The sequence below is a fragment of the Rhizobium subbaraonis genome (assembly GCF_900220975.1).
In the GTDB taxonomy this organism is placed as follows: domain Bacteria; phylum Pseudomonadota; class Alphaproteobacteria; order Rhizobiales; family Rhizobiaceae; genus Mycoplana; species Mycoplana subbaraonis.
Window position 1 is genome coordinate 77,655 of record NZ_OBQD01000013.1, and the last position, 22,304, is coordinate 99,958.

The window sequence follows — 22,304 nt, forward strand, 5'->3', positions numbered from 1 at the left end:
TCACGTTCCAATCGCAAGTTTTATGGCGAAGCCGACAAGCGTGATCGTCAGGACACCAGCCACCCAGAGCCCAACGAACCAGATAAACCGGCGCCCGATGCCGCCGTCACCCATCAATGATACCCCTCCTCCGGATCGACTTTGCCGCGGAAGACCCAATAGGCATATGCCGTGTAGGCAAGGATCATAGGTACCAGTACAAGCGCGCCGACAAGCAGAAAGCTGAGGCTTTCGTCTGGGGCGGCGGCCTCCCAAATAGTGACGGAGGTCGGTACGATGTAAGGATAGAAGCTGATGCCGATACCGGCAAAGCCAAGCACAAAGAGGCCGAGTGAAGCCGCAAACGGCCGCGTGTCATGACCTGTGCGCAAGCCCTGGATTAGAAGAAAGAAGCAGGCGAGGAGCAGCGCGGGCACGATGAGGCTGAAGGCGATGGTCGGCCAGCCGAACCAGCGGTCAAGATAGGCGGGCTCAAGGAAGGGGGTCCACAGGCTGAAGACGCCCATGGACGCGAGTGTGCCGACACCGGAGCGCATGGCCAGCGCGCGAGCGCGTTCAGACAACGGGCCGGAAGTCTTCATGACGAGCCAGGTCGCACCGAGCAACGCATAGCCGATGAGAAGCGCAAGACCGGTCGCGACCGAAAATGGCGTCAGCCAATCCCACCAGCCGCCGGTATAGGCGCGGTTTTCTACCGGAATGCCCTGAACCAGCGCACCAAGCGCCACCCCTTGCGAGAAGGCGGCGACCATGGACCCACCGGCAAAGGAGATGTCCCAGAGAAACTCGCCGCGCTTCGTGCGCCAACGGTATTCGAAGGCGACGCCACGAAAGATGAGGCCGAGCAGCATGGCGGTGAGCGGAATATATAGCGCGGGCAGAATAGTCGCGTAGGCAAGCGGGAAGACGGCGAGGAGACCGCCACCGCCCAGCACCAGCCAGGTCTCGTTGCCGTCCCAGACGGGCGCCACGGAATTCATCATGACGTCGCGGTCGTGCTTCTCCTTGAAGAAGGGGAAGAGAATGCCGACGCCGAGATCGAAACCGTCGAGAATGACATAGGCGAGCACCGCGAAGGCGATGACGGCCGCCCAGATGAACGGAAGGTCAAATTCCATGGTGGTAGCTCCCGGACTTGCTGGCAACGGCGGGGGCTGGCGTGATCCCCGCGGAGCGGATCGGACCGCCTTGCAGGTCCGGCATCGGATCGCGCGGCAGGCGGCCCATCAGGCGTAGAATGTAGAAGGTTCCGGCGCCGAAGACGAGGAAGTAGACAACGATGAACGCGACGAGCGACGTGGCTACGGCCGGTGCGTCGACAGGCGAAATCGATTCAGCCGTCAGAAGGTGCCCGTAGATCGTATAGGGCTGGCGGCCAACCTCCGTCGTCACCCAGCCGGCAAGCACGGCAACGAAGCCGGCAGGCCCCATCAGGACCGCGGTGCGATGCAGCCAGCGGTTCTCGCCGAGCGTCCCGCGCCACCGACACCACAGCGACCAGAGCCCGATGCCCAGCATGGCAAAGCCGATGGCGACCATGATGCGGAAGGACCAGAAGACGATGCCGACCGGCGGATGCAGCTCCTTCGGCACCGTATCGAGCCCGGCCAGCGGCGCATTAAGGTCATGCTTCAGGATGAGGCTCGACAGTTTCGGGATCTCGATGGCGTAGTCGACGCGCTGTTCTGCCGAATTCGGAATGCCGAAGAGGATGAGCGGCGCGCCGTCGGGATGACTCTGGTAGTGCCCCTCCATCGCCATGACCTTGGCTGGCTGGTGCTCCAGCGTGTTGAGGCCGTGCATGTCGCCGGCGAAGATCTGGATCGGCGCGACGATCGCGGCCATCCACATGGCCATGGAGAACATCTTTTTCGCGCGCTTCGGCGCATCGCCGCGCAGGAGATGATAGGCGCCGACCGCCCCGACCACGAAGGCGGTGGTGAGATAGGCGGCGAGCACCATATGCACGAGCCGGTAAGGGAAGGACGGGTTGAAGATCACCGCCCACCAGTCGGTTGGAACGTACTGACCTACCTCGTTGACGGCGAAACCTGCCGGTGTCTGCATCCAGGAATTCACGGCAAGGATCCAAGTGGCCGAGATCAGCGTGCCGACGGCCACCATCAGCGTCGCGAAGAAATGCAGCTTCGGCCCGACGCGCTTGAGGCCGAACAGCATGACGCCGAGGAAGCCGGCCTCCAGGAAAAAGGCCGTCAGCACCTCGTAGCCCATCAGCGGGCCGATGACCGGCCCCGCCTTGTCGGAGAAGACGCTCCAGTTGGTGCCGAACTGGTAAGACATGACGATGCCGGACACGACGCCCATGCCGAAGGCGAGCGCAAAGATCGTCTTCCAGAAATTGAAGAGCGCGAGATAGACCTCATCCTTCGTCCACAGCCACAACCCTTCCAACACGGCGAGATAGCTCGCCAGCCCGATGGAGAAGGCCGGGAACACGATGTGGAAGGAGACCGTGAAGGCGAACTGGAACCGGGCGAGAAGGGTTGCGTCCAGTGTCTCGAACATCGGCCACGTCCTTTCTGAAGCTGCTGGGGATGACTGCTGGCTGCGGTCACGCAAAAGAATGCGTTTCAGAATAGGCAAAGGTCAATTCTACAAATCTGCCCATGTTGCCGCAGCGCGACAATCAAGCGCGTGTGGCATTTCGCTCACCAACAATGGATCTCTCGGCACGTTCTCAATCTTGCCGACGGAGTCGCAAAATCCTGCCGGACGCGGAGTATCGACAGAGCAGAAGCAGCTTCCCTTCCGGCGCGGGACGCTGCAATCTCGACGCGAAGACCAAAACCGCGCTCTTCCACGTTCAACCAAGTTCACCGCCGGGACAAGAAGGTGTGATTGTCCTTTTACAATCCTCCGCGCTAGATCCGCGTCAGGAGGGTCCCATGCGCAAAACACTGAAGGCCGCCTGGTGGATCGGACTATTTTCCTTCCTCGCCTATGGGGCCGTCAAACTTGTCTTCGCCGTGGCATGCAATCTCGGTGGTCACAACATGACCGAAGCGATCTTCGGCGTGACCACACCAATCATTCTCGGCCTAGCGATTGGTGTGGAGGCTTTTCTCTGGTTTCGGCAAGCGCACTAAACTCATATTGTTGCATACATATGCTAAGGCTCATAAATGAATCGAATAAACAACAACTTAACTGTATATTAATGCAACTTTAATCGAATGCCACGCTTCACTGACGCTTTCCTTGGCTTCAAGCCATTAAAAACGCATCCTCGCAATCGTGAACGGTGAAGATGAGTTTTTGCCGGGTTAGGCTTGGGTGTCGTCAACATGATCTCTTTCGTCTTCCGACGTCAAAGTCTAGCCCACATCACAACAATGCGCGGCACGCGCGCTGATAGCGGAGCGTTCATCGGCACCAATGCCTGCCGCCGCAAACAGGCGCGCAGGCGTCTCGCCATCCTGATCGGAATCTTCTTCATGGCCTATCTCACGCTGGGCGCGCGCCTCGTCCAGTACGGCATCTCCGAGCCGCTGCAATCCGCCTCGATCGACACCGGCGCGCATGCCGTCGCCTCCCGCCCCAATCTCGTCGACCGCAACGGCCTGCTGCTGGCGACGGACCTCAACACGGTCTCGCTCTATGCCGAGCCGCGCCGCATCATCGATGCCGACGAGGTGGTGGAGAAGCTGGCGCTGGTCGTGCCGAACCTCGACTGGCGCGAGACGCACCGCAAGCTGCGCTCCGACAGCGCCTTCCAATGGCTGCGCCGGCAGCTGACGCCCAAGCAGCAGGCCGATATCCTGGCGCTCGGCCTGCCCGGCATCGGCTTCCGGCCGGAAAAGCGGCGCTTCTATCCCGGCGGCGCCACCGCCGCCCATATCGTCGGCCATGTCAATGTCGACAACCAGGGGCTGGCCGGCATGGAGCGCTATCTCGACCAGCAGGGCCTGGCGGACCTGCGCGCCGCCGGCCTTACCAACGACACGCGGCTCGAACCGGTGAAGCTCTCCATCGACCTGCGCGTCCAGAACATCGTGCGCGACGTCGTCGCCAAGGCGATGGCCGATTACGAGGCGGAAGCGGCCGGCGCCGTGATCCTCGACGCGGAGACCGGCGAGGTGCTCGCCATGGCCTCGGTTCCCGACTACGACCCGAACGAGCCGTCCCGGCGCCTTGCCGACGGCAGCGTCGACAAGGAATATGAGAAGGGCTGGTTCAACCGCATCAGCAACGCGACCTTCGAGATGGGCTCGACCTTCAAGAGCTTCACGCTCGCCATGGGGCTGGACGAGGGCAAGATCACGCTCGGCTCCGTCGTCGACGCCTCCCGCCCCATCCGCATGGGCGGCTTCACCATCCGGGATTTCAAGGGCAAGAACCGCCCGCTCTCCATTCCGGAAGTGTTCCAGTATTCCTCCAATATCGGCACCGCCGCGGTGGCCGACATGGTCGGCATCGACGGCCACCGGCAGTTCCTCACGCGGCTCGGCCTGCTCTCGAAACTGGAGACGGAAATGCCCGGCGTCGCGACGCCCACCCAGCCGCGGGCCTGGAAGAAGATCAATTCCGTCACGATCTCCTTCGGCCATGGCGTGGCGACGACGCCCCTGCAGACCGCCGTCGCCGCCGCCGCGCTGATGAACGGCGGCTACCTCATCCCGCCGACCTTCCTTCCGCGCACGAAGGAGGCGGCGCAGTCGCTCGCGACGCGCGTCCTCAAGGACGAGACGAGCGCCGACATGCGCTATCTCTACGATTGGAACGGCCAGAGGGGCTCGGGCCGGAATGCGCAGGTCGAGGGCTTTCACATCGGCGGCAAGACCGGCACGGCCGACAAGGTGATCGACGGGCGCTATGCCAGGAACATCAACTTCAACGCCTTCGTCGCCGCCTTCCCCATGGACAAGCCGCGCTACATCGTCCTGTCCATCATCGATGCCCCGCGCACCGGCGAGAATGGCGGGCGCACCGCCGCCTCCACCGCCGCGCCGATGATAAAGGCGATCCTCAGCCGTGTCGCACCGCTTCTGGGCGTTAAACCACATTTCGATGATCCCACCATAGAAACACGGCTCATCGACTACTAGTCTGACGACCAATGCACGATCGGCCGAACAAAACGAGCATCAACGGCTTATTAAGCTTTCGTTGACCATAATTCTCACCAGCAATCTGCGGCGGAGCGTCTCCACCCCCGTGATGTATCTCGTTTGGATCGGAACTGCTGTGTCTGAGTATCCTATCATTGCGTCTCTGGCGCGCGTGTTCCATGCTGCCGCCAGCAAGGGGATCGAGACGATTGCGCGCTGGGTTGCGCGGGCCCCCGCCATCATCATCGCCGCCGCGTCGACCGTTGCCCTGACCGCTGCTGCGGCCGCCGCGGAAGATCGATCGCTGAAACTGTTCTTCACCCACACCGGCGAGCGAGCGACGATCACCTTCAAGCGCGACGGCAGGTTCGACCCGAAGGGCCTCGCGCAGATCAACCGCTTCCTGCGCGACTGGCGCCGGAACGAACCGGCCCGCATGGACCCGCGCCTGCTCGACCTCGTCTGGGAAGTCTACCAGCGCAGCGGCGCGAAGGATTACATCCACATCGTCTCCGCCTACCGCTCACCTGCCACCAACAACATGCTGCGCGGCCGTTCGCGCAGTTCGGGCGTCGCCAAGAACAGCCAGCATACGCTGGGCAAGGCGATGGACTTCTTCATTCCCGGCGTGAAGCTGGCGAAGCTCAGGGCCATCGCCATGCAGATGCAGGTCGGCGGTGTTGGCTACTATCCGAGATCGGGCTCGCCCTTCGTGCACCTCGATGTCGGCAATGTACGCGCCTGGCCGCGTATGTCGCGCCACGAACTGGTTCGCATCTTTCCAAACGGCAAGACGCTCCACCTTCCCGCCGATGGAAAGCCGCTGCCCGGATACAATGTGGCCATGGCGGACTACAAGCGTCGCGTCAGCTCGAAATCGATCATGGTCGCCAGCACGGCCGGTGCCTCCCGGTCACTCGATCGGGCCGCCACGCTGGAGAGCAGCCTCGTAACGGCATTGCTGCCGACACAGAAAAGCCGAGCGGAAAAAGCTCTGGAGAGGCAGGTCACCCGCCCGGCGGATGTTGAACAATCGGCGTTCTTCGACCTTGCGGCGATCACCGTGCCGCTCCCGACGTTCCGGTCGACCGAAAGCGAGCGCGCTGTTCCGGCAAGCATCTCCGCATTCATCCCGTCTTCGTCGTTCAAGGCGATGGGTGGTCTAAGGATGCCGGGGCAGCTATTGCGGCAGCCCACCGCCGCCGAGTCCAGCCTCGCCGATTTCAGTCAAGAGGTTGGACCGGTCACATGGATAGTTTCCGACAAAGCACTCCTCGGTTGGGCGCTCGCCCCCGCCGAGGCGCTTGAACGATTGACGCTTCCGGCTAGCCTGAAGCAAGACGTCGCGAGCACGAACGACACCCGAAGCGGCAACCGGGCAAAGCGCACACTTGATCAACCTGGCGAGTTCAACTCCGATCGCTTCGGATCAGACGGCTGATTGACCCGCGGGTTCGCGAATACTGGGCGTGGCGTGCGTTTTGCTGGTTCTTCAAACCTATGTGGTGGCTGGTATTCTGTCTATCGAGCCAGAATAAGAGCGGCAAACCGGTCGTAACCATACCCTCGTACGTCTGGATCGACTTCTGGGCTTTCGGTAGATGAGTATACGGAGAGATCGCGCGAGACGGCTTCGAGTCTATCGGCTGCGCTTGTGGGACAACGCCACCCGTATCGAAACTCATCCCTGCTGCCGACAGGATAACGCGACCGAAACGCATGGCGTTTTGAAAGAGGCCCGTAGTTGGCTCGATGACAGAAGGACCAAACGCACGGCCATGATGACAATTTGCGATCGGTAGGCCCATTTCTGGTCACCCGGCCGAATCGCCGGGCGGCCCATTCCTGCGGCCGGCGTTCGTACTGGCGGCGGCGTTACTTGACGCTACCAACGGCGTCGGCGCGGCCATCCTGAAGCTTGACCCACTTGCCGGCATTGGCTGAGGACTGACGCTTCAGATAGCGGTATTCGGTTTCGGACCAGAGCAAGATCTTGTTTCGCATGTTGTCAAGAACGAAGTCCCCGCGGTCGGTGCGCAACGTCAGGACGGCATGCCCCTGCCCGCTCGGTTGCAGCACAACGGTAATCAGCAGGTTTGAAGGCGAGATGCCGGCTTCGACGAGGTTCTTTCGCTTGATCAGGACGTAGTCTTCGCAATCAGCCGCCGTTTCGGGATAAGTCCACAATTCTTCCACCCCGTATATTTCCATATCTGTCAGCGGTGCGAAATCCACATTCGCGGTGTAGTTCACATTGACGATGGTTTTCCAGTTTTCTTGAGTCAGCGTCAGCGGGCCGCGGTCTTCACCGTTGGAACGGCATTCATCACTGTATTTCTTGCAGAACTCATAGTGACCTATTGGTTGGCTGGTTGCTCCCGCGAGCTCCATTGTGGCAGGAAGAGCCATCGCAGCCTGAACTGCGGCAAGAGAAAAGAAAAACGCGAATGCCCCTGTCTTGAGTATTTTTGTCATTGTTCTATCCCTGTTTGATAATGGGACAATGACATTGAATTTTTGACTTCTCGCAAAGGATAGAAGTATAAGTTAGCTCAAATCAATATAGAATAAGCAGAAAATGAAGTGATAAATTGATTTTTACTTTAGGCGTATTTGATTAAATTTTTAGCGAAAATTCAGAGGGTGCCGATGAGACGTTGATCCGGCAACGCACTGATTCCGCGACATTCTTCGCTTCATCTTTGCTGTGGGATCGTGAGAAAATGCGCATCGCATGTCCAACGACGGGCGTTGTCGACGGGTTAGTTGAACCCTGGAGTGTCCAGAAAGGCACGGCCGGACTGGGTTGACGGTCCAAAATATTGTCATCTTGAGAAATTTTCCTTCTGAAAGCTTTTCCCATGGCGAACCGCCCGCGACGGCGCTCCGGGGCCGACAGATCGATGGACACCACCTCAGTATTACCTGCTCTGTCCTCGGCGCTCAGGTCGTGATGTCGCCAGTGTTCATGGGCTTGCGACCGACCAGTGCGGCGTCAGCCACGTATTCCGGTACGACCGTTCTGCAGGCAGAATAAAAGGCGGTCTTAACTCATGCGGGAACTGCCTGCCGAGCAGCAGAAGAAGGCACTCGTCGAGCCAAAGCGCGAGCGAGACGACCCGGCCGAGGCGTTCGAGGACAATGTTGTCTTACTCTATGTCGGCCTCGCCGCCTCGAAGACGAGCCGCCGTAGATCGCTTCAGGCATAGCGGCCGATTACCCGGAACGCTTACTCGTGCCGGCTGAGAGGAGCGCCCCGCGGGTCCACCTGGACAGTGACATGATCGATATCGCGATGCTCCTTTAGCCATGAAGCCACAAGCGGCGGCAGGGAGAGCGGATCGATCCCTGCGTCAGGGCTGACATGGACCGTGGCGACGATACTCTCATCCGTTAGCGTCCAGGCATGGAAGTGACCAGCCTCGGCGATGCCCGGGAGAGCACGCAGGCCCGCTTCGATATCATCAGCATTGATACCCTCCGGCGTGGCCTGCAGGAGGACACGAATGGAATCGGAAACCAGTCCCCAGGCCGACCGGATGACCAAGCCAGCGACCAGCACCGAGAGAAGTGGATCGAGAATGCTCCACCCGGTGAGCATGATACCGACGGCTGCTGCGATTGCGCCGACCGATCCGAGAAGGTCGCCGACGACGTGAAGAAGCGCCCCGCGCAGGTTGCTGTCACCGCTGTCGCCAGACCATAGCGCATACGCGCCGACAACGTTCACGATCAGGCCGACGACCGCGACCACGAGCATTGGCCCGGCGAGAATCTCCGCGGGCTGGATGATGCGCTGCACGGCTTCCCAGGCGATCCATGCGACGAGCAACAGTAGGGTTGCACCATTGGCGAGGGCCGCCAGAACCCGAACACGGTGAAAACCATAGGTCCGCTGTGCATCGATCGGCCAGCGCGCAACACGATATGCGACAAGCGCAAGCAGAAGGGCCGCTGAATCCGAGACCATGTGTCCGGCGTCCGCGATCAGGGCTAGAGAACCTGCGAGCCAACCACCGACCGCCTGCACCAGCGCATAGCCGGCCGTCAGGATGAACACGAGCCTGATCCGACGTTCGTTCGATTTCGTCACCTCCTTTCCATGTTGATGGTCATGATCGCCATCCGAATGTACCGACTCGTTGCTCATGTCTTCGTACCCCGTTCCGTCCTCGACGCGCCGGCACGAAAACTGGTGCGGCAGCCGGCCGACGTCAACCGCCTGAAGCGCGTGGAAGGTGTCCATATGCCGCATTTGTGAAAGGCAGGCTGTCCCCGTTCTGGCGAAAACTTTGGTAAAACAGCATCCGGACCAAGAGTTGGAGAACCTGTGCCATGCGCATGACCACCTGCGTCGCGACAATGCTTGCTGCTGTGTTGCCTGCTTTCGCTGCCATCGCCTCTGACGAGGTATCCTTGCATGAGAACCCACCCCGCGCCTTATTGGTCGAGCATGCCGAGCTCCTTGTGGAGGATGACGCGAGCGGGAAAGCCAAGGCCTTCCTGACGATCTGGAACGGAACCGACGGCGAGATGCGTCTCACGTCGGTCGCCAGTGAAACGTTCCGATCGGTTTCAGCCTTGTCGCCAACATCCAGCGATAGCCGTTCGGGACTGCGTCGTCCCGAGGATTTCCTCCCGATCCCCGCTCATGCCGAGCTGAGGATGCAGCCAAATGGAATTCGGCTCCTTCTTGACGATCCAATCTCCGACGGAAAGGCGAGCCAGGGCGAACGCCTGACACTAATTTTCGACGATGGCACCAATCTGGAGGTCACCGCCGATATCATCAATTCTAGCGGCAAGCTCGTCAGACATCACCATGGACAGGCCGAAGCCGAACCGGACTGAATTGTGTTGACGGAGGGAATTGGTAGAGACGGGACGGAGCGTTCAGTAAATCTGTTCTTCCGCGCTGTCGTGCGAGGTTAATCGGTTTGGAGCCTCTTCGACCTCCTCACCCATGCCGATATCGGGCGCGGCGGGATGGAACATAGGCCCGCCCTGAATGGTTACAGGAGTTCATTTCAAAGGAGTAATGAAATGGATCATGCCAACCACACGCGACTAGCAGAAGCCGAACTCACGCCCTCAGTTCTCGAAGGGGCGACAGTCTATGGAGCCGATGATCAAAAGGTCGGGAAGGTCGATCACGTTCATGGAGCGGGTCCTGGAAGCACCGTTATCATCGATGTCGGCGGCTTTCTCGGCATCGGCGCCAAGCCGGTCTCCGTCCCCATCATCGATCTCGATTTCATGCGGGACGAAGACGGCGATGTTCACGCCGTGACTGCATGGACCAAGGATCAGCTCAAGGAGATGCCCGAACATCGCGACTGACCATAAGGCCCGGCACAATGCCGGGCCATTTTCCCGGCCAAGCCCCGAAAGCGCCCTCCTATTGGCTCTCCGACTGGAACAGTTCCATCGGGTTCCATACCGCCAGGACGCCGATCATGCTGAACACTATCGAGGTGGCCACGAGCACGAAAATCGCAATAAATACCACTTTTCTCAGCATTCTACCCTCATCGTATTGGGCCTCGGACGATGCGCAGGGCAAATGACACAACGGCCGGTAGGACCGTGAGGACGACAATACCCAAAAACCAGATAGCAAGAATGGCCGGTTTTGCGATCATCTCTGCGAAGCCAAGTATCTGGCCGGCAATCCCGGTGCTCTTGAGTAGCTGGACGGTCTCTCCGGCAACCTTTCCGCCAACGGCCTCCGCCAGCCCTTGCCCGCCGTCGACAACGCCCAGAACGATGACCTTCAACCAGGTGATCAATGGGTCTACCGCGAGATATCCCAACAGGCACAGCCCCGTCCACCCGATCATCAGCGCAAAGATGCCAAACCATATCAATGACTTGCCATTTCTCGGACGATCTGAAGGGTCCTTTGAAACTGCCAAAGCGCTCCAGCCTCGCGGCTGATCGCCATTCTCCTCGTGTTGAGTCATCAAACGTTCCTGTTATGATTTTCAGCCGTGTTCACGACTGCCTCGCTTGTCAGTGCTGCTCGTGCGTCGAGAGATCGTGGGAGGCAAGCGCTCTGATGACGTAACAGTTTCCAACCTGATTGGAGTGGTCGCACGTTGTTATCCGGACAAGTTCCTCTTCGAGCTTTGTCAAGCGCTTGATCTTGCTACGCACATCCGCCAATCGCTCCGCAGCGATCCGGTCGGCATCGCGGCATGGTCTTTCCGGATGCTGGTTGAGTTGAATGAGTTCGCGGATAGCCTCTATTGAAAGGCCGAGATTACGGGCGTGCCGGATGAATGTCAGCCGTTCCCGCTCTTCATCGGTGTAGCGCCGCTGGTTACCAACAGAACGCTCCGAGTGGGAAAGTAGCCCCATCTGCTCGTAATACCGGATCGTTGGGATTTTTACACCGCTGGAGCGGGAAAGGTCACCAATCGTCAGCACGGTCATCCTCCATAGGCCAATCGCGCCGGCCGCACCACTCAGTCGAAAAGCCGTCCGAGAAATGAACGGTGGCGATCACCTCGGTCATGCCCATGTCCATGACTTTGCCCATGATCGTGACTGGAACTATGGCCGTAGACCTGCTGGGCCGGCATTGGCCGGTTACGCTCTTGCACGGCAGACGACAGGTCGCCGACACTGCGTTCGATGATCTTGTCCAGTTCGCCGCGATCGAGCCAGACCCCACGGCACTGGGGACAATAATCAATCTCGATTCCCTGCCGTTCGCTCATGACGAGATTCACACGACATGCGGGGCAATGAAGCCCCTTTGCCACACCGGAATTCGATACATCACTCATTCCTTGATCCCCGTTTCAACCGGCGCGGTTTCATCGCCGTAAAGCGAATGTAAGTTCTCTAGCAACTAGAGGGTCAAGAGATACGGGAAGACTTTGGCGATCGCTGACAAGATGTAGCGGCGCGCGCCCGCCCCGCGAAAATCAAATGGGCGCCGCCAATCCACGCGAACGGGCAGGCAGGACGGCCGCCCCTTTATCGAGGCTAACTTTTCAACGATGCTCGTCAGGAACTTGACGGCAAGGCCGGCGCGGCCCGGCAAACGGCAAACATGTCCTGCTCGGGTTGATAGACCTTCGCCGTCACGTTCATCATTCCAAGCAGGCTGGAAAAGAGATTGTCATGCGAAAGCGGTCTTGCGGCCGATTTTCTCAAGCAATCGAGACCGAGCCCCATCGAAGAGGCGAACTGCCCGTCAAACCATGTGATCATCGGTATCCTCGTCTGCTCGTCAGGGGCCATGAAATAGGGCGTCCCGTGCAGGTAAAGCCCGTTTTCACCAAGAGACTCGCCATGATCGGAAATGTAGAGGAAGCCCGTTGAGAGCGTTGAACTGCGCGCCTTCAAACGTTCTACGATCCCGGACAGAACGAAGTCCGTATAGAGGATGGCATTATCGTATGAATTAACGATTTCCGCATCGGTGCACTGGGCGAGCTCAGCCGTCTGGCAATCCGGAACGAACTTGCGAAACGCGTCCGGGTATCGCTCGTAATAGGCTGGGCCATGATTTCCGAGCTGGTGCAGGACCAGGACACTATCCTTTGTGATGCCGCTAAGCCATTCGTCAATCTTCTCCAGGAAGATTTCGTCCCAGCAGTCACCATCCTTGCAGAATCGTGGATCTTTCGAGCCCGTAATCACGACATTTCGCACTCGATCGGCAACGCCTTTGCTCCCCGTGTTATTTTCCATCCACGTCACGTCAACGCCTGCGCGGGAGAGCACGTCGAGCACATTCTCATTCTCAAGCCCGGCTTTGTGGCTGTAGCCTGACCTCTTCAGGTTGGAAAACATGCAGGGCAGAGAGACATCGGTCGCTGTGCCACAGCTCGAGACGTTGGGATAGTAGATGACATTCTGGCGGGCGAGTTCAGGGTTCGTTTGGCGCGTATACGAGTCCAGTGAGAAGCTTGCTCCCCGCGCCGTTTCACCGACAATGACAATGGCCACGCGAGGTTTGCTGGAGCCGTCGGACGGTGCGGCAATCCTGGCATCCTCGCCCAGCGGCTTGACGACGAGGGCGACCTCCTGGCTGACGCCCAGAAGATACTTCGTCGTATTGACGAGGGGCGTAATCGGATTGAGCGTCTTGACCAGGTCCCTCTTGGTGCGAACGATTGCCGAGTAGGGTTTATAGAACGTCGCAGCAAGGCCCGCGAAAATCAGAAGGCAGACAAAGATCGTAAAGCCGTTCTCCAAAACCTTTCGGCCGAGAGTCTGGTGGGTGACACGCACCCAGGACAGTAGCGCGGACGGCAGGACAAAATAGAGGGCAAAGTGCCTGAGAAGCCCCGGCGTCATCAGATCCTGAGACTCCGCCCTGGTCGTTTCAAAGACGTTTCTGACCATGTCCGTATCGACGAAAACACCATAGTTGTCGGTGAACCACGCTGCGGCGGCCGCCACGGCGATATAGAAAATGAGAATGGGCTTGATGACGTATTTGACGGAAACGGCTACGGTTGCAATGGTAAAGAGCGCAAACATGGCGGCGAATAGCCCGGCGTAGGCCCAGGGCTCGCCCTGCAGGTAGACTCCCGCCCTCGCCCAGAATGTCGCATTCAGAAATAAAAGCAGGTAGGTAGCCGCCAATATGCTGACGGGCAGGCTTCCCAGCGTCGGCCGAAATGCCTCAAGTTTCTTCAGGAATTTTCCAGACCCGGTAGCGGATACCTTCTTCATGTCGGCGCCATTGTTCTACGATGAAGCTGGCGCGCTATGTACGAGCTCTAGCAGGTAGAGCTACAAGGTCTATTTTGAAGCATGGCGGAATGGATTAACTACCGTCCGCATGGTCTACGACCACGATCAAGACGAGAACCAGTCGCTTTTTGCCGCTGCCTGCAGCGAAGACGCGCCTCGCCCCGCAGCGCACTGTTCAGACATCCGTCATTGGCGCGAGATCCGTGCTTCCATCTCGAAGTCCGAAATTTCGGTCGCCTTAGAAAAGCCAAGGCAAGAAGAAAATCGCGTTGAGACGCGGGCCGCTTCGAAAGCGAACAGATCATCGCCGCCAGCGCTGGCGCCTGGCAAGGATCATTGAAGCCTGTTTCGCTTCAATGAACAGAGCTGACCAGAGGGGCTTCGCCATCCCGTATCGAAACCCATTTTCCGGTATGGCCGGCGGATTGTCTCTTAAGGTAGGTGTATCCAGTTTCGTCCCAATTCAAAACCTTGTCTGTGAGATTGTCGAGAACAACGTCACCTACGTCAGTTCGAACGGTCAGGACTGCATGGCCCTCGCCGTTGGGCCGCCGCAATACCGTCAAGAGAAGGTTCGACGCCGAGATTCCATCTTTCAGCAGCAGACGGCGTTTGGCCAATGCGTAGTCCTCGCAGTCACCGGCATCAACTGGATAAGTCCAGAATTCGTCCACTCCGTATAGCTCCAGATCGCTCTTCGGCCGAACCGCTTGATTTATGGAGATCGTGAGGTTTTCCAACTGGTCTCTAAGCCGAGCCGACATAATCAGCGGCAACGTGCTACGGGAGCGAATTGAGCATTCAGAAGCGTTTCGCTTGCAGAATTCATAGTGTCCGATGGGTTGTGACGTTATGTCCCCCACCTCCATGGCTGATGGATGGGCCGACGCGCCACTGTTCCCAAATGCCCAGGTAGCGATCACGCACAGAGCCGTCATCGACTTCCGCAAGGTCACCATCATCCCCCGTCCGATATCAATCGATTATCAAATCCTTAATAAATTCTTCTGTCCGCGTCCATCGGGCTTGAGCCAACACTTCGAAAAGTCTCGGTGCTCGACATTCAAATTTCCACAGAAAGATGCAATGCGAACCCTTGAAGCTCAAGTGGGTAGAGCGTCGAAGCTATGACCAACCAATGTGACGGGGATGACAGTGAAGCTATTCAGGAACGTCTCTTGCATTCTCCCCGCGCTCGCATGTGTGATCTTGGCTTTTTCGGCCGATCAGCTATCGAAATTCGCGATTGTCGAAATAATCATGCAGCCTCCAAGAGAAATATACGTAACACGATTCCTGAACTTCACTCTTTCCTACAATACCGGAGTTAGTTTCGGATTCATGTCATCCTACTTTGCGGTGTATCCTGCAATATTATCTTGTATAACGTCCGTCATTGTTAGCTTGCTGGCTGTATGGATGCTGTGCTCAGCAACCAAAATGGAGGCCATTGGAATCGGCCTTATGATAGGAGGTGCCATCGGCAATATCTACGATCGGGTTAAGCAAGGCGCCGTCACAGATTTTATCGATTTTCATTTAAACAATTGGCACTGGCCAACATTCAATGCTGCAGATATCGCGATTTTCCTTGGCGCAGCTTGCTTAGTTGTGAGCTCCTGGCGCGCTCCTTCGAGGCAACTCATTAGATGAAGTTATCGCGCTGTGACTACGCGACCGCTGTAGAGCGCTACTGTCAATAATCTCTGTTTGGGTTGGCAAGAACGCGCACTTGCATCACTGATTTATCGAAAGCCGGCCTTCGAACTATCTTGGGATAGGGGCAGAGCCTTCCAGCCCAGAACCAGAATTTGCAGTCCGAATGCAAAGCGCTCGTCGGCATTTTCCGGAGTGACCCCACGTACCGAGACGGTCGCCGACGGAAATCTTGCGAGAAGCTCATCTGCTTCCAGATCTCGGCCCTGCCGAATCTCGTCTGGAACGTTAGCCAGCGCCTGTTCCTCGATTGAGAAGCCGATCACGTAGTGGGAAAGGATGAAGACGCTCCAACTCGCCCGGCGATCATCCATGCCGGCATCGAGCAGGCATTCGTGGATGAGCGACCCGACGCGGAGGATGTTCTCGCTGATCGGATAGGTTCCGGCAAAAACACGGGACGCATCGCGACGGGACAGGAGCGCCTGGCGAAGCTCTCCCGCTATCCGGCAAAGGCGGTCTTCCCACTGTTCACCTCGCGAGACACCGCGTCCGACATGCTCCAAAAGAGCGTCGGCCATTCCATCCAGGAGCGCGGACTTGTTGGCGAAATGCCAATAGAGCGACGGCGCCTGGATCTTCAGGGCATCGGCAAGATTGCGCATGGTCAGGCCCTCCAGACCGACCTCGTCCAGCAGTTCCAGCGCTTTCGTGACCACGTCCTCTTTGACAATCTTCACAATCTGTCTCCTGAACCATTGACCATCTAACGCTGTTAGATTTATCTAACAACGTTAGATTGGAGTTCTGCACATGAAAAATCGCTTCGACGTCATTGTGGTCGGTGCCGGCCCCGTCGGGTTGTGGATCGGTTGTGAACTGAAACTCGCCAGGATCGACGTCGCCGTGATCGAGCGGCGTAGCGAACCCACTGCGCAATCGCGCGCCTTGACGATCCACGGCCGTTCGCTCGAGGTTTTTGCGTTGCGTGGCATCGCGGATCGGCTGCTTTCGACAGGCAGGCCGATCCCGACCGGTCACTATGCCGTCCTCGACACGCGGCTGGACTTTTCGCGGTTCGACACCCGTTTCCCTTACACGCTGTTCATCCCCCAAGCTGTCACTGAAGCGAAACTCGAGGAACATGCACTCGAACTGGGAGTGGACCTTCGGCGCGGGGTCTCAGTCCAAGGTGTCGAGAACAAAGGCGACCAGGTTCATGTCGCGACAGATACCGGGGAGTTGATCGCAGATTATGTGGTGGGCGCCGACGGTGCACGCAGCATCGTCCGGGAGCAGGCCAGGATCGCATATGAGGGTCACGATGCGCGCAACACACTGATGCTGGGCGACGTCGTGCTCGGCGTTCCACCGGCGGCACCCGTCGTCTCCGTCACCAACGAGCGCGGCCTCGTGATGATGGCGCCGCTCGGCGACGGCAAGCATTATCGGATCGTGATGGTCGATCCCGAACAGATGCATGTTCCGAGGAGTGAGCCCGTGACGCTCGACCAACTGGCAAAGCCGGTAGCGCACATCACAGGGCAAGAGTTCGAACCGCGCGATCCGATCTGGATGTCGCGCTTCACCGACGAGACGCGACTGGCAGCGACCTACAACAAGGGGCGGATCCTGCTTGCCGGGGATGCAGCCCACATCCATGCGCCGATGGGCGGCCAGGGCATGAACGTCGGACTTCAGGATGCCATGAACCTTGGCTGGAAACTGGCCGCCGTGGTGAAGGGAGAGGCCCCGGCCACGATGCTGGACAGCTATACGGCGGAGCGACGGCCCGTCGGCGAGGCGCTCTATGCCAATACGCTCGCCCAGGTCGGCCTCGTCACGCGCTTCGATCCAGCGACGCTGGCGCTGCGGGCCACGCTCAACGATTTGCTGGGCATACCTGCGGTGAACCGCAGGCTCGCCGGAGAGCTCTCCGGATTCGACGTTGCATACGGCAGTGATGCCAAGGCAGCGCTTTCCGCCGGGAGGCTGGCCGAAGGTGTGCGCATCCCGGATGTCGACATCACCGTCAATGAAACCACTTCCCCGATCTACAGTCTGCTGGCGAAAGGCAACTGGCTGCACATCGCCTTTGACGCAGGCGTGGAGGCGAGTAGCCCGGATTGGCTGCGACGAGAACGGATCCGGTTCGTGACGGCAAAGCCGTTCGATCATGCGGCATTCATCGGCCTGCGTGCCGTGCTGGTACGCCCGGACGGTTACGTTTCCAGCTTCGAATAGCGCGGAGCGACGGAATTGAAAGGCGCAATACTCCCGGTCTCACGCGGGCGTTCGTGGAGATGATTTTGCATGGCGTCATCGCGTGGTTGTCGCGCGACTGGCGGTTCTTTCCGGCCAAGCGTCAATCAACGGCAACGAATCTTCGGCGGGCTGCGCCTGCTCGCCGATGACTCATCGCCTTGAGATAGCCGGGGCGGCTGGCAGTACTACCACCCCCGTTCATAGCGGGGTCAAAAGGCAGTCGCCCGTCGCGCATGCCGACGCGGCAACACCGTTAAGCTCAATCACCGTACCGCGGGTAGCTTCCATACCTCGCGAGAAGTGGGCACGATCGATGATTGCTGTCAGACCGGTAGTAAAAAACGGCGGCCAGCGGTCAAACGGCCGGCACCTGCGCGAGCAACTCTTCAAACACTTTCTTCGCCTTGCCGGTCTGCTTGACAGCCTTGGCCTGGTCGAGATTGACCGGCTTGCCGACGACGATCAGGGCGACCATGCCCATCCCGTAGTGCGGCAGGCACTTCACGCCATAGACACCCTCCTTTTCAAGAGTCACCGTGATCTGCTCGTTCATCTTGCCCTTAAAGGCCGTTGCGTCATCCGGGATCATCCCCTTGATACTCTCAGCGTTGTGAGACTTGTCGGTCGGGACGAAGGTGACGGTGTCGCCAGGCGCGGCGACGATGAAATCAGGTTCGTAAACCATCGCCCCCTTCTTGCCCTTGTTGAGCATCATGACCTGATGGTCGGTAGTCGCCGCCCGCGCGGGCAGCGCAACCAATGCAATCGTCCCCGCAGCGCCCAGCATCACTTCGCGACGTGTGAACATAAAAAAGTCTCCTCTCGACGTGTTTTTCGATCATCCAACGTCGGCGTCACCGCCATCCGAAAACCATGGTGACGGATCGTCTCGACGCCACTTCTGCCACTGTTAGCGGCCGACATGAAGGGTGACGAGACGTCAATGCGTCGCAGCTGATATACGCAGTAATAAAAGGCGGTCGCGAGCGCGATCGAATATCCAAGCCTTTTCGCGCATGTCAGAGCTGGCATGCACTTCTTTCGCCAAGAGATTGATGGCGGCGGAACCCGGTCTTTTCTTCCTTCCGATGCCGGAGTTTCAGGGCTTGCGCTCAGACAGAACAACGCTCTCCATGTCTGAAAAGCGACGTGACTATCCGCTGCGCGGGCGAAATCCCACCGACGTGCGCGCGTCGACATTTGGTTCGCACCGAGGACCACAACTGCGACCGCGCGTCGCAATGTCACGGCAGGTTCGGGAACACTCTCATTGAACCTCATGTTGCTTGAGCATTTATACCGACATTCAAAGTACGGATCTGTAATAGCAGTCGAAGGAAGGACGGCAGGCGTGGCGATTGATGTCTCAGCGGTCGGGCTTGTCACAGCGATTGCGGCCGGCGCCATATCATTCGTGTCCCCATGCGTTCTCCCGCTGGTTCCAGGCTATCTCTCGTTCGTCTCCAGTGGCGTCGATCCTGCGTCTAGGCACCTTTCGGATCGTCTCAAGGTCGTCCGGTCGGCGCTGTTCTTCATAGCCGGGTTTTCGACGGTCTTTGTGTTGCTGGGACTCGGTGCGCAAGCGTTCGGCGGTATTCTCTTGCGGTACAATGTCGAGGCGAATCTCCTTGGTGGGGCACTGCTGGTTTGTTTCGGCTTTGTGATGACCGGTTTGGTCAAGCTACCTGGGCTTCTCAGCGATTTTAGACTGCCAGGGCCGCGAACCGTGTCGGGGCCAGCCGGGGCCTATACGCTTGGTCTCACATTCGCCTTTGGATGGACGCCTTGCATCGGCCCCGTCCTCGGTTCGATCCTTACGCTGGCCGCAATGTCGGCCGGAAGCGGCGCAGTCCTCCTCGCAGCCTACAGCGCCGGCCTTGGAATTCCGTTCTTGACACTCGCTGTCGCGTTCAGCAGCTTAGCGGCCGGGTTCAAGCGCATCCGATACGCTGGTCATCTCCTCAATGTTCTAGCCGGCGGCATCATGATCATTATGGGGATATTGATGATGACAGGTCGTCTCACGATGATCGCATTTTGGCTCCTCGAGCGCTTTCCCGGGCTTGGCTATATAGGCTAAGGGGTGTGCGAAGGAGACTGAATACGAACCTGGCTGGCTGGATTTCGCAAGAGAGATCATTCACACGGTTTCGCCATAGGTTGGTCACTGTGACCCTGATCGGCGGGCTGAGTGGTTTGGCGTTCGCTCCCTTCTTTCTCTTTCCGTTCGCATATATTGGCCTTTACACGCTTGCCATTCTGACACGCCGAAGTCGTAACGCGCCGGCGGCCTTCCTGGTCGGATGGGCGTTCGGCCTGGGTCAATTCGTTGTGGGCTTGAGTTGGATAACCGAGAGCTTTGCGGTCGAAGCCGAGAAGTTCTCCATGCTGGCATGGCCCTCGGTGATCGCGCTTTCTGCATTTCTTGCTGTGTTCCCGGCGCTCGCCGCAATGGCCGCTCGCTATCTCGGCGGACCGAGCCTGCGCACCTTCATCATCCTTCCGGCGACGTGGGCGGTGGCGGAGATGGCCCGCGGTGTGATCCTGACAGGATTTCCCTGGAACCTCATCGGGTACATCTGGGGATTTAGCGACCAGGTCCTCCAGGGGGTTTCGGTCATGGGAATCTATGGCCTCGGGTTCCTTACCATTCTCATGGCGACTATGCCGCTCCTGATCAGCGAGAAATATGAGCTGAACCGCCTGTCTGCCGCTCTCGTTATGATCCTGGCGCCCAGCCTCTCCTTCGTCGTTCTGTGGGCTGGCGGGGCAATGCGCCTCGCTGCCACCGACGTTGCGGAAGATGGCCAGCATGTGCGGATCGTCCAGCCGAACATTCCCCAAAGCCAGAAATGGGAAGCGAACCAAGCGCAAGCAATCCTCGGCAAGCTTCTTGCCCTCAGCACGTCCGGTGAAGGTGATCGACCACGCTTCGTCATCTGGCCGGAGACCGCATATCCTATTCTGTTCGAAGCTGGTCGCAACGTCCCTCCAGCCCTCATGGCCAGTGTACCACCAGGCGGACTCCTTCTTTTCGGAGCCGTCAGGGAAGCTCCCGCCAGGCCTCCGAATGATTCAGGACTGCTGAACAGCGTTGTCGCGCTCGACGACGAAGGAATCGTCGTTGCGGACTACGACAAAGTACGATTGGTGCCGTTTGGAGAGTTCACGCCGTTCAGGAACGCTCTCGGCGCCATGAAGATGACCGTAGGCGACATCGACTATGTTCCAGGTGGAAACACGGCACCCATGCGCCTGGTTGGCTTGCCCGCAGCGAGGGCCCTGATCTGCTACGAGGCTGTCTTTCCACGGTCTGGGAGCGATGGAGAAAGGTGGATCCTGAACATCACGAATGATGCGTGGTTTGGCATGTCTGCCGGACCTTACCAGCACTTTCTTGCCGCACGAGTAAGAGCGATCGAAGCAGGGCTGCCCCTCGTGCGAGCGGCCAACAGCGGTATCAGTGGGATCGTTGACGGCTACGGCCGAGTGATGAACATGCTTCCCCTTGACGTAAGCGGAGTGATCGATGGCCTATTGCCCGCAGCTACGACATCCGAAACCGTCTTTGCGCGGTTCGGCAACGTTCCAGTCGTGGTGATGATCGTACTTCTTTTTGTCGCTGGCACGGGAACACGGCGAGGATCACGAGGAACTGAACAGAATGATTTTCGCATCCAGTGAAAAGAACCGAACGCTGATGCCCCACCATTTCGTATTAAAGCACGTTGCCCGTTACGGTCGACCGACGGCGTGTCATCTTACTTACGCCAGGCAAGCTTCGGTGACGGGCATCGCCCGCCCTCTCCGCGCACGCTGTGGTAAGCCGGAAACAGCTGAAAGAGTGCTATAGTGGCCATCCTTTAAATCATGCGTCGAATGGGCGCGTTCGAAGAAGCAGATTTTGCGTCATAATAGCTATCGCGATTGGAGGAAGAAATGCTGACGATTGGGGACCTATCGCGTGTAACGGGCGTCAAGATTCCGACTATCCGCTACTATGAGCAGATGGGGCTGATGGCAGAAGCGGAAAGATCAGAGGGCAATCAGCGCCGCTACGGAACTCATGACCGTGATCGCCTGTCCTTTATCAAGCATGCGCGCGACCTTGGTTTCACGATCGAAGCCATCCGGGAACTTCTTGCGCTGAATGCGCATCCGGAAAGCCTGTGCGCCAACGCGCATCATATTGCCAACAGGCAATTGCAGCAGGTGCGCGATAAGATCCAGAAACTTCGTCTTCTCGAGAGGGAGTTGGACCGCATATCGGCGGGCTGTGAAGGTGATCAAATCAAGGATTGCTATGTGATCGAGTCCTTGGCGAACCACAGGCTTTGTTGCAGCGACCATTAAGGTCTTTTCACTGAGCGACATGATGCGGCGTGATATGGACGCTTGCCGCTGGAAAGGCATCTTATTCTCAATCGAGCGAGGGACCTTGGTTCTGATTTGCGATCCTATCCCGCAATCAGGCGCTAAATCCATGCGAACATTTGGAATTTCCGGCGCCTAACTGCCACCATTCGGGCGATTGCGCACGAATGCCTTCGATTGCTCTTGACTCTCTAGCAGCTAGAGGTCCTATGACAACAATCCTGC

Annotated in this window: 26 protein-coding genes; 13 read left to right on the forward strand and 13 right to left on the reverse strand. The window is 58.5% G+C overall.

The annotated features are described in order from the left end of the window. Genes CRO48_RS32920 through CRO48_RS19940 form a run of 3 tightly spaced genes read right to left on the reverse strand, consistent with a single transcriptional unit; the run spans position 1 to position 2,526 of the window. Positions 1-114: a leucine-rich single-pass membrane protein 1 gene (locus tag CRO48_RS32920; protein WP_245423581.1), complete on the reverse strand. Its 114-nt coding sequence runs from the start codon at positions 112-114 to the stop codon at positions 1-3. After that, positions 114-1,118, reverse strand: a complete 1,005-nt coding sequence (cydB, locus tag CRO48_RS19935) for a cytochrome d ubiquinol oxidase subunit II (RefSeq protein WP_097141630.1) — start codon at positions 1,116-1,118, stop codon at positions 114-116. The genes CRO48_RS32920 and cydB overlap by 1 nt, the downstream gene beginning before the upstream one ends. Continuing rightward, positions 1,108-2,526, reverse strand: coding sequence for a cytochrome ubiquinol oxidase subunit I (locus tag CRO48_RS19940; protein ID WP_097141631.1), 1,419 nt, complete (start codon positions 2,524-2,526; stop codon positions 1,108-1,110). Before CRO48_RS19940 ends, cydB begins: the two co-directional genes overlap by 11 nt. 380 nt (positions 2,527-2,906) lie before the next feature. Between CRO48_RS19940 and CRO48_RS19945 the strand changes: the two genes are divergently transcribed. From CRO48_RS19945 to CRO48_RS19955, 3 genes are all read left to right on the forward strand, one after another. Continuing rightward, positions 2,907-3,107 carry a hypothetical protein gene (locus CRO48_RS19945; RefSeq protein ID WP_097141632.1) on the forward strand — a complete coding sequence of 67 codons (201 nt, stop codon included), beginning with the start codon at positions 2,907-2,909 and terminating at the stop codon, positions 3,105-3,107. A 198-nt stretch (positions 3,108-3,305) separates the two neighbouring features. Then, positions 3,306-5,066 carry a peptidoglycan D,D-transpeptidase FtsI family protein gene (locus CRO48_RS19950; protein ID WP_097141725.1) on the forward strand — a complete coding sequence of 587 codons (1,761 nt, stop codon included), beginning with the start codon at positions 3,306-3,308 and terminating at the stop codon, positions 5,064-5,066. A gap of 112 nt (positions 5,067-5,178) precedes the next feature. Next, on the forward strand, positions 5,179-6,510 hold the full coding sequence (locus CRO48_RS19955) for a DUF882 domain-containing protein (protein WP_097141633.1): 1,332 nt from the start codon (positions 5,179-5,181) through the stop codon (positions 6,508-6,510). A gap of 434 nt (positions 6,511-6,944) precedes the next feature. Here the strand turns inward: CRO48_RS19955 and CRO48_RS19960 are convergent, their stop codons facing one another. Further along, positions 6,945-7,544, reverse strand: coding sequence for a transglutaminase-like cysteine peptidase (locus CRO48_RS19960; RefSeq protein WP_097141634.1), 600 nt, complete (start codon positions 7,542-7,544; stop codon positions 6,945-6,947). Positions 7,545-7,899: 355 nt separating this feature from the next. Here CRO48_RS19960 and CRO48_RS33490 point away from each other — a divergent pair, with 355 nt between their 5' ends. Together CRO48_RS33490 and CRO48_RS32290 are read left to right on the forward strand one after the other, a co-directional pair. After that, complete coding sequence (locus CRO48_RS33490; RefSeq protein WP_353853344.1) at positions 7,900-8,106, forward strand: DUF3500 domain-containing protein; 207 nt, start codon at positions 7,900-7,902, stop codon at positions 8,104-8,106. 16 nt (positions 8,107-8,122) lie between these two features. Continuing rightward, on the forward strand, positions 8,123-8,278 hold the full coding sequence (locus tag CRO48_RS32290; RefSeq protein ID WP_176526826.1) for a hypothetical protein: 156 nt from the start codon (positions 8,123-8,125) through the stop codon (positions 8,276-8,278). Between the two features lie 20 nt (positions 8,279-8,298). On the opposite strand, the gene CRO48_RS19970 is transcribed toward CRO48_RS32290, so the two are convergent. Then, positions 8,299-9,315 (reverse strand): cation diffusion facilitator family transporter, encoded by a 1,017-nt coding sequence (locus CRO48_RS19970; RefSeq protein ID WP_245423583.1) that lies wholly within the window; start codon positions 9,313-9,315, stop codon positions 8,299-8,301. An 89-nt stretch (positions 9,316-9,404) separates the two neighbouring features. On the opposite strand from CRO48_RS19970, the gene CRO48_RS19975 reads away from it, so the two are divergent. Together CRO48_RS19975 and CRO48_RS19980 are read left to right on the forward strand one after the other, a co-directional pair. Then, positions 9,405-9,920 (forward strand): copper chaperone PCu(A)C, encoded by a 516-nt coding sequence (locus CRO48_RS19975; protein ID WP_097141636.1) that lies wholly within the window; start codon positions 9,405-9,407, stop codon positions 9,918-9,920. Between the two features lie 192 nt (positions 9,921-10,112). After that, positions 10,113-10,409 (forward strand): PRC-barrel domain-containing protein, encoded by a 297-nt coding sequence (locus tag CRO48_RS19980; RefSeq protein WP_097141637.1) that lies wholly within the window; start codon positions 10,113-10,115, stop codon positions 10,407-10,409. A gap of 58 nt (positions 10,410-10,467) precedes the next feature. Here CRO48_RS19980 and CRO48_RS33260 read toward each other — a convergent pair whose 3' ends face one another. The 5 genes from CRO48_RS33260 to CRO48_RS20000 all read right to left on the reverse strand — a co-directional run bounded on the left by CRO48_RS33260 (position 10,468) and on the right by CRO48_RS20000 (position 13,763). Next, a complete protein-coding gene (locus CRO48_RS33260) occupies positions 10,468-10,590 on the reverse strand; it encodes a hypothetical protein (RefSeq protein ID WP_280952681.1) in 123 nt (40 codons plus the stop codon). Positions 10,591-10,597: 7 nt separating this feature from the next. Continuing rightward, positions 10,598-11,032: a hypothetical protein gene (locus tag CRO48_RS19985; RefSeq protein WP_141402081.1), complete on the reverse strand. Its 435-nt coding sequence runs from the start codon at positions 11,030-11,032 to the stop codon at positions 10,598-10,600. Positions 11,033-11,081: 49 nt separating this feature from the next. Further along, positions 11,082-11,498 (reverse strand): MerR family transcriptional regulator, encoded by a 417-nt coding sequence (locus tag CRO48_RS19990; RefSeq protein WP_176526827.1) that lies wholly within the window; start codon positions 11,496-11,498, stop codon positions 11,082-11,084. A 38-nt stretch (positions 11,499-11,536) separates the two neighbouring features. Beyond that, positions 11,537-11,860, reverse strand: a complete 324-nt coding sequence (locus CRO48_RS19995) for a TFIIB-type zinc ribbon-containing protein (protein WP_097141640.1) — start codon at positions 11,858-11,860, stop codon at positions 11,537-11,539. 223 nt (positions 11,861-12,083) lie between these two features. After that, on the reverse strand, positions 12,084-13,763 hold the full coding sequence (locus CRO48_RS20000) for a phosphoethanolamine transferase (RefSeq protein WP_097141641.1): 1,680 nt from the start codon (positions 13,761-13,763) through the stop codon (positions 12,084-12,086). Positions 13,764-13,872: 109 nt separating this feature from the next. Here CRO48_RS20000 and CRO48_RS32665 point away from each other — a divergent pair, with 109 nt between their 5' ends. After that, positions 13,873-14,124, forward strand: a complete 252-nt coding sequence (locus tag CRO48_RS32665; RefSeq protein WP_097141642.1) for a hypothetical protein — start codon at positions 13,873-13,875, stop codon at positions 14,122-14,124. Between the two features lie 13 nt (positions 14,125-14,137). Here the strand turns inward: CRO48_RS32665 and CRO48_RS20010 are convergent, their stop codons facing one another. Further along, positions 14,138-14,746, reverse strand: a complete 609-nt coding sequence (locus CRO48_RS20010; protein ID WP_342588285.1) for a transglutaminase-like cysteine peptidase — start codon at positions 14,744-14,746, stop codon at positions 14,138-14,140. Positions 14,747-14,933: 187 nt separating this feature from the next. Between CRO48_RS20010 and lspA the strand changes: the two genes are divergently transcribed. Continuing rightward, positions 14,934-15,437 carry a signal peptidase II gene (lspA, locus tag CRO48_RS20015; protein ID WP_280952682.1) on the forward strand — a complete coding sequence of 168 codons (504 nt, stop codon included), beginning with the start codon at positions 14,934-14,936 and terminating at the stop codon, positions 15,435-15,437. A gap of 92 nt (positions 15,438-15,529) precedes the next feature. Here the strand turns inward: lspA and CRO48_RS20020 are convergent, their stop codons facing one another. Next, the gene (locus tag CRO48_RS20020; protein ID WP_097141643.1) at positions 15,530-16,180 is read right to left on the reverse strand and encodes a TetR/AcrR family transcriptional regulator C-terminal domain-containing protein; all 651 of its coding nucleotides are present in this window, start codon (positions 16,178-16,180) and stop codon (positions 15,530-15,532) included. 73 nt (positions 16,181-16,253) lie between these two features. Here CRO48_RS20020 and CRO48_RS20025 point away from each other — a divergent pair, with 73 nt between their 5' ends. Further along, positions 16,254-17,684 carry an FAD-dependent monooxygenase gene (locus CRO48_RS20025; RefSeq protein WP_097141644.1) on the forward strand — a complete coding sequence of 477 codons (1,431 nt, stop codon included), beginning with the start codon at positions 16,254-16,256 and terminating at the stop codon, positions 17,682-17,684. Between the two features lie 376 nt (positions 17,685-18,060). Here CRO48_RS20025 and CRO48_RS20030 read toward each other — a convergent pair whose 3' ends face one another. Continuing rightward, on the reverse strand, positions 18,061-18,513 hold the full coding sequence (locus CRO48_RS20030; RefSeq protein WP_097141645.1) for a pseudoazurin: 453 nt from the start codon (positions 18,511-18,513) through the stop codon (positions 18,061-18,063). 543 nt (positions 18,514-19,056) lie between these two features. On the opposite strand from CRO48_RS20030, the gene CRO48_RS20035 reads away from it, so the two are divergent. The 3 genes from CRO48_RS20035 (at position 19,057) to CRO48_RS20045 (ending at position 22,058) form a co-directional block, all read left to right on the forward strand. Continuing rightward, positions 19,057-19,785: a cytochrome c biogenesis CcdA family protein gene (locus tag CRO48_RS20035; protein ID WP_245423584.1), complete on the forward strand. Its 729-nt coding sequence runs from the start codon at positions 19,057-19,059 to the stop codon at positions 19,783-19,785. A gap of 89 nt (positions 19,786-19,874) precedes the next feature. Continuing rightward, a complete protein-coding gene (lnt, locus tag CRO48_RS20040) occupies positions 19,875-21,389 on the forward strand; it encodes an apolipoprotein N-acyltransferase (protein WP_245423585.1) in 1,515 nt (504 codons plus the stop codon). A 255-nt stretch (positions 21,390-21,644) separates the two neighbouring features. Continuing rightward, positions 21,645-22,058, forward strand: coding sequence for a MerR family transcriptional regulator (locus CRO48_RS20045; RefSeq protein WP_097141647.1), 414 nt, complete (start codon positions 21,645-21,647; stop codon positions 22,056-22,058). Positions 22,059-22,304: the final 246 nt, after the last annotated feature.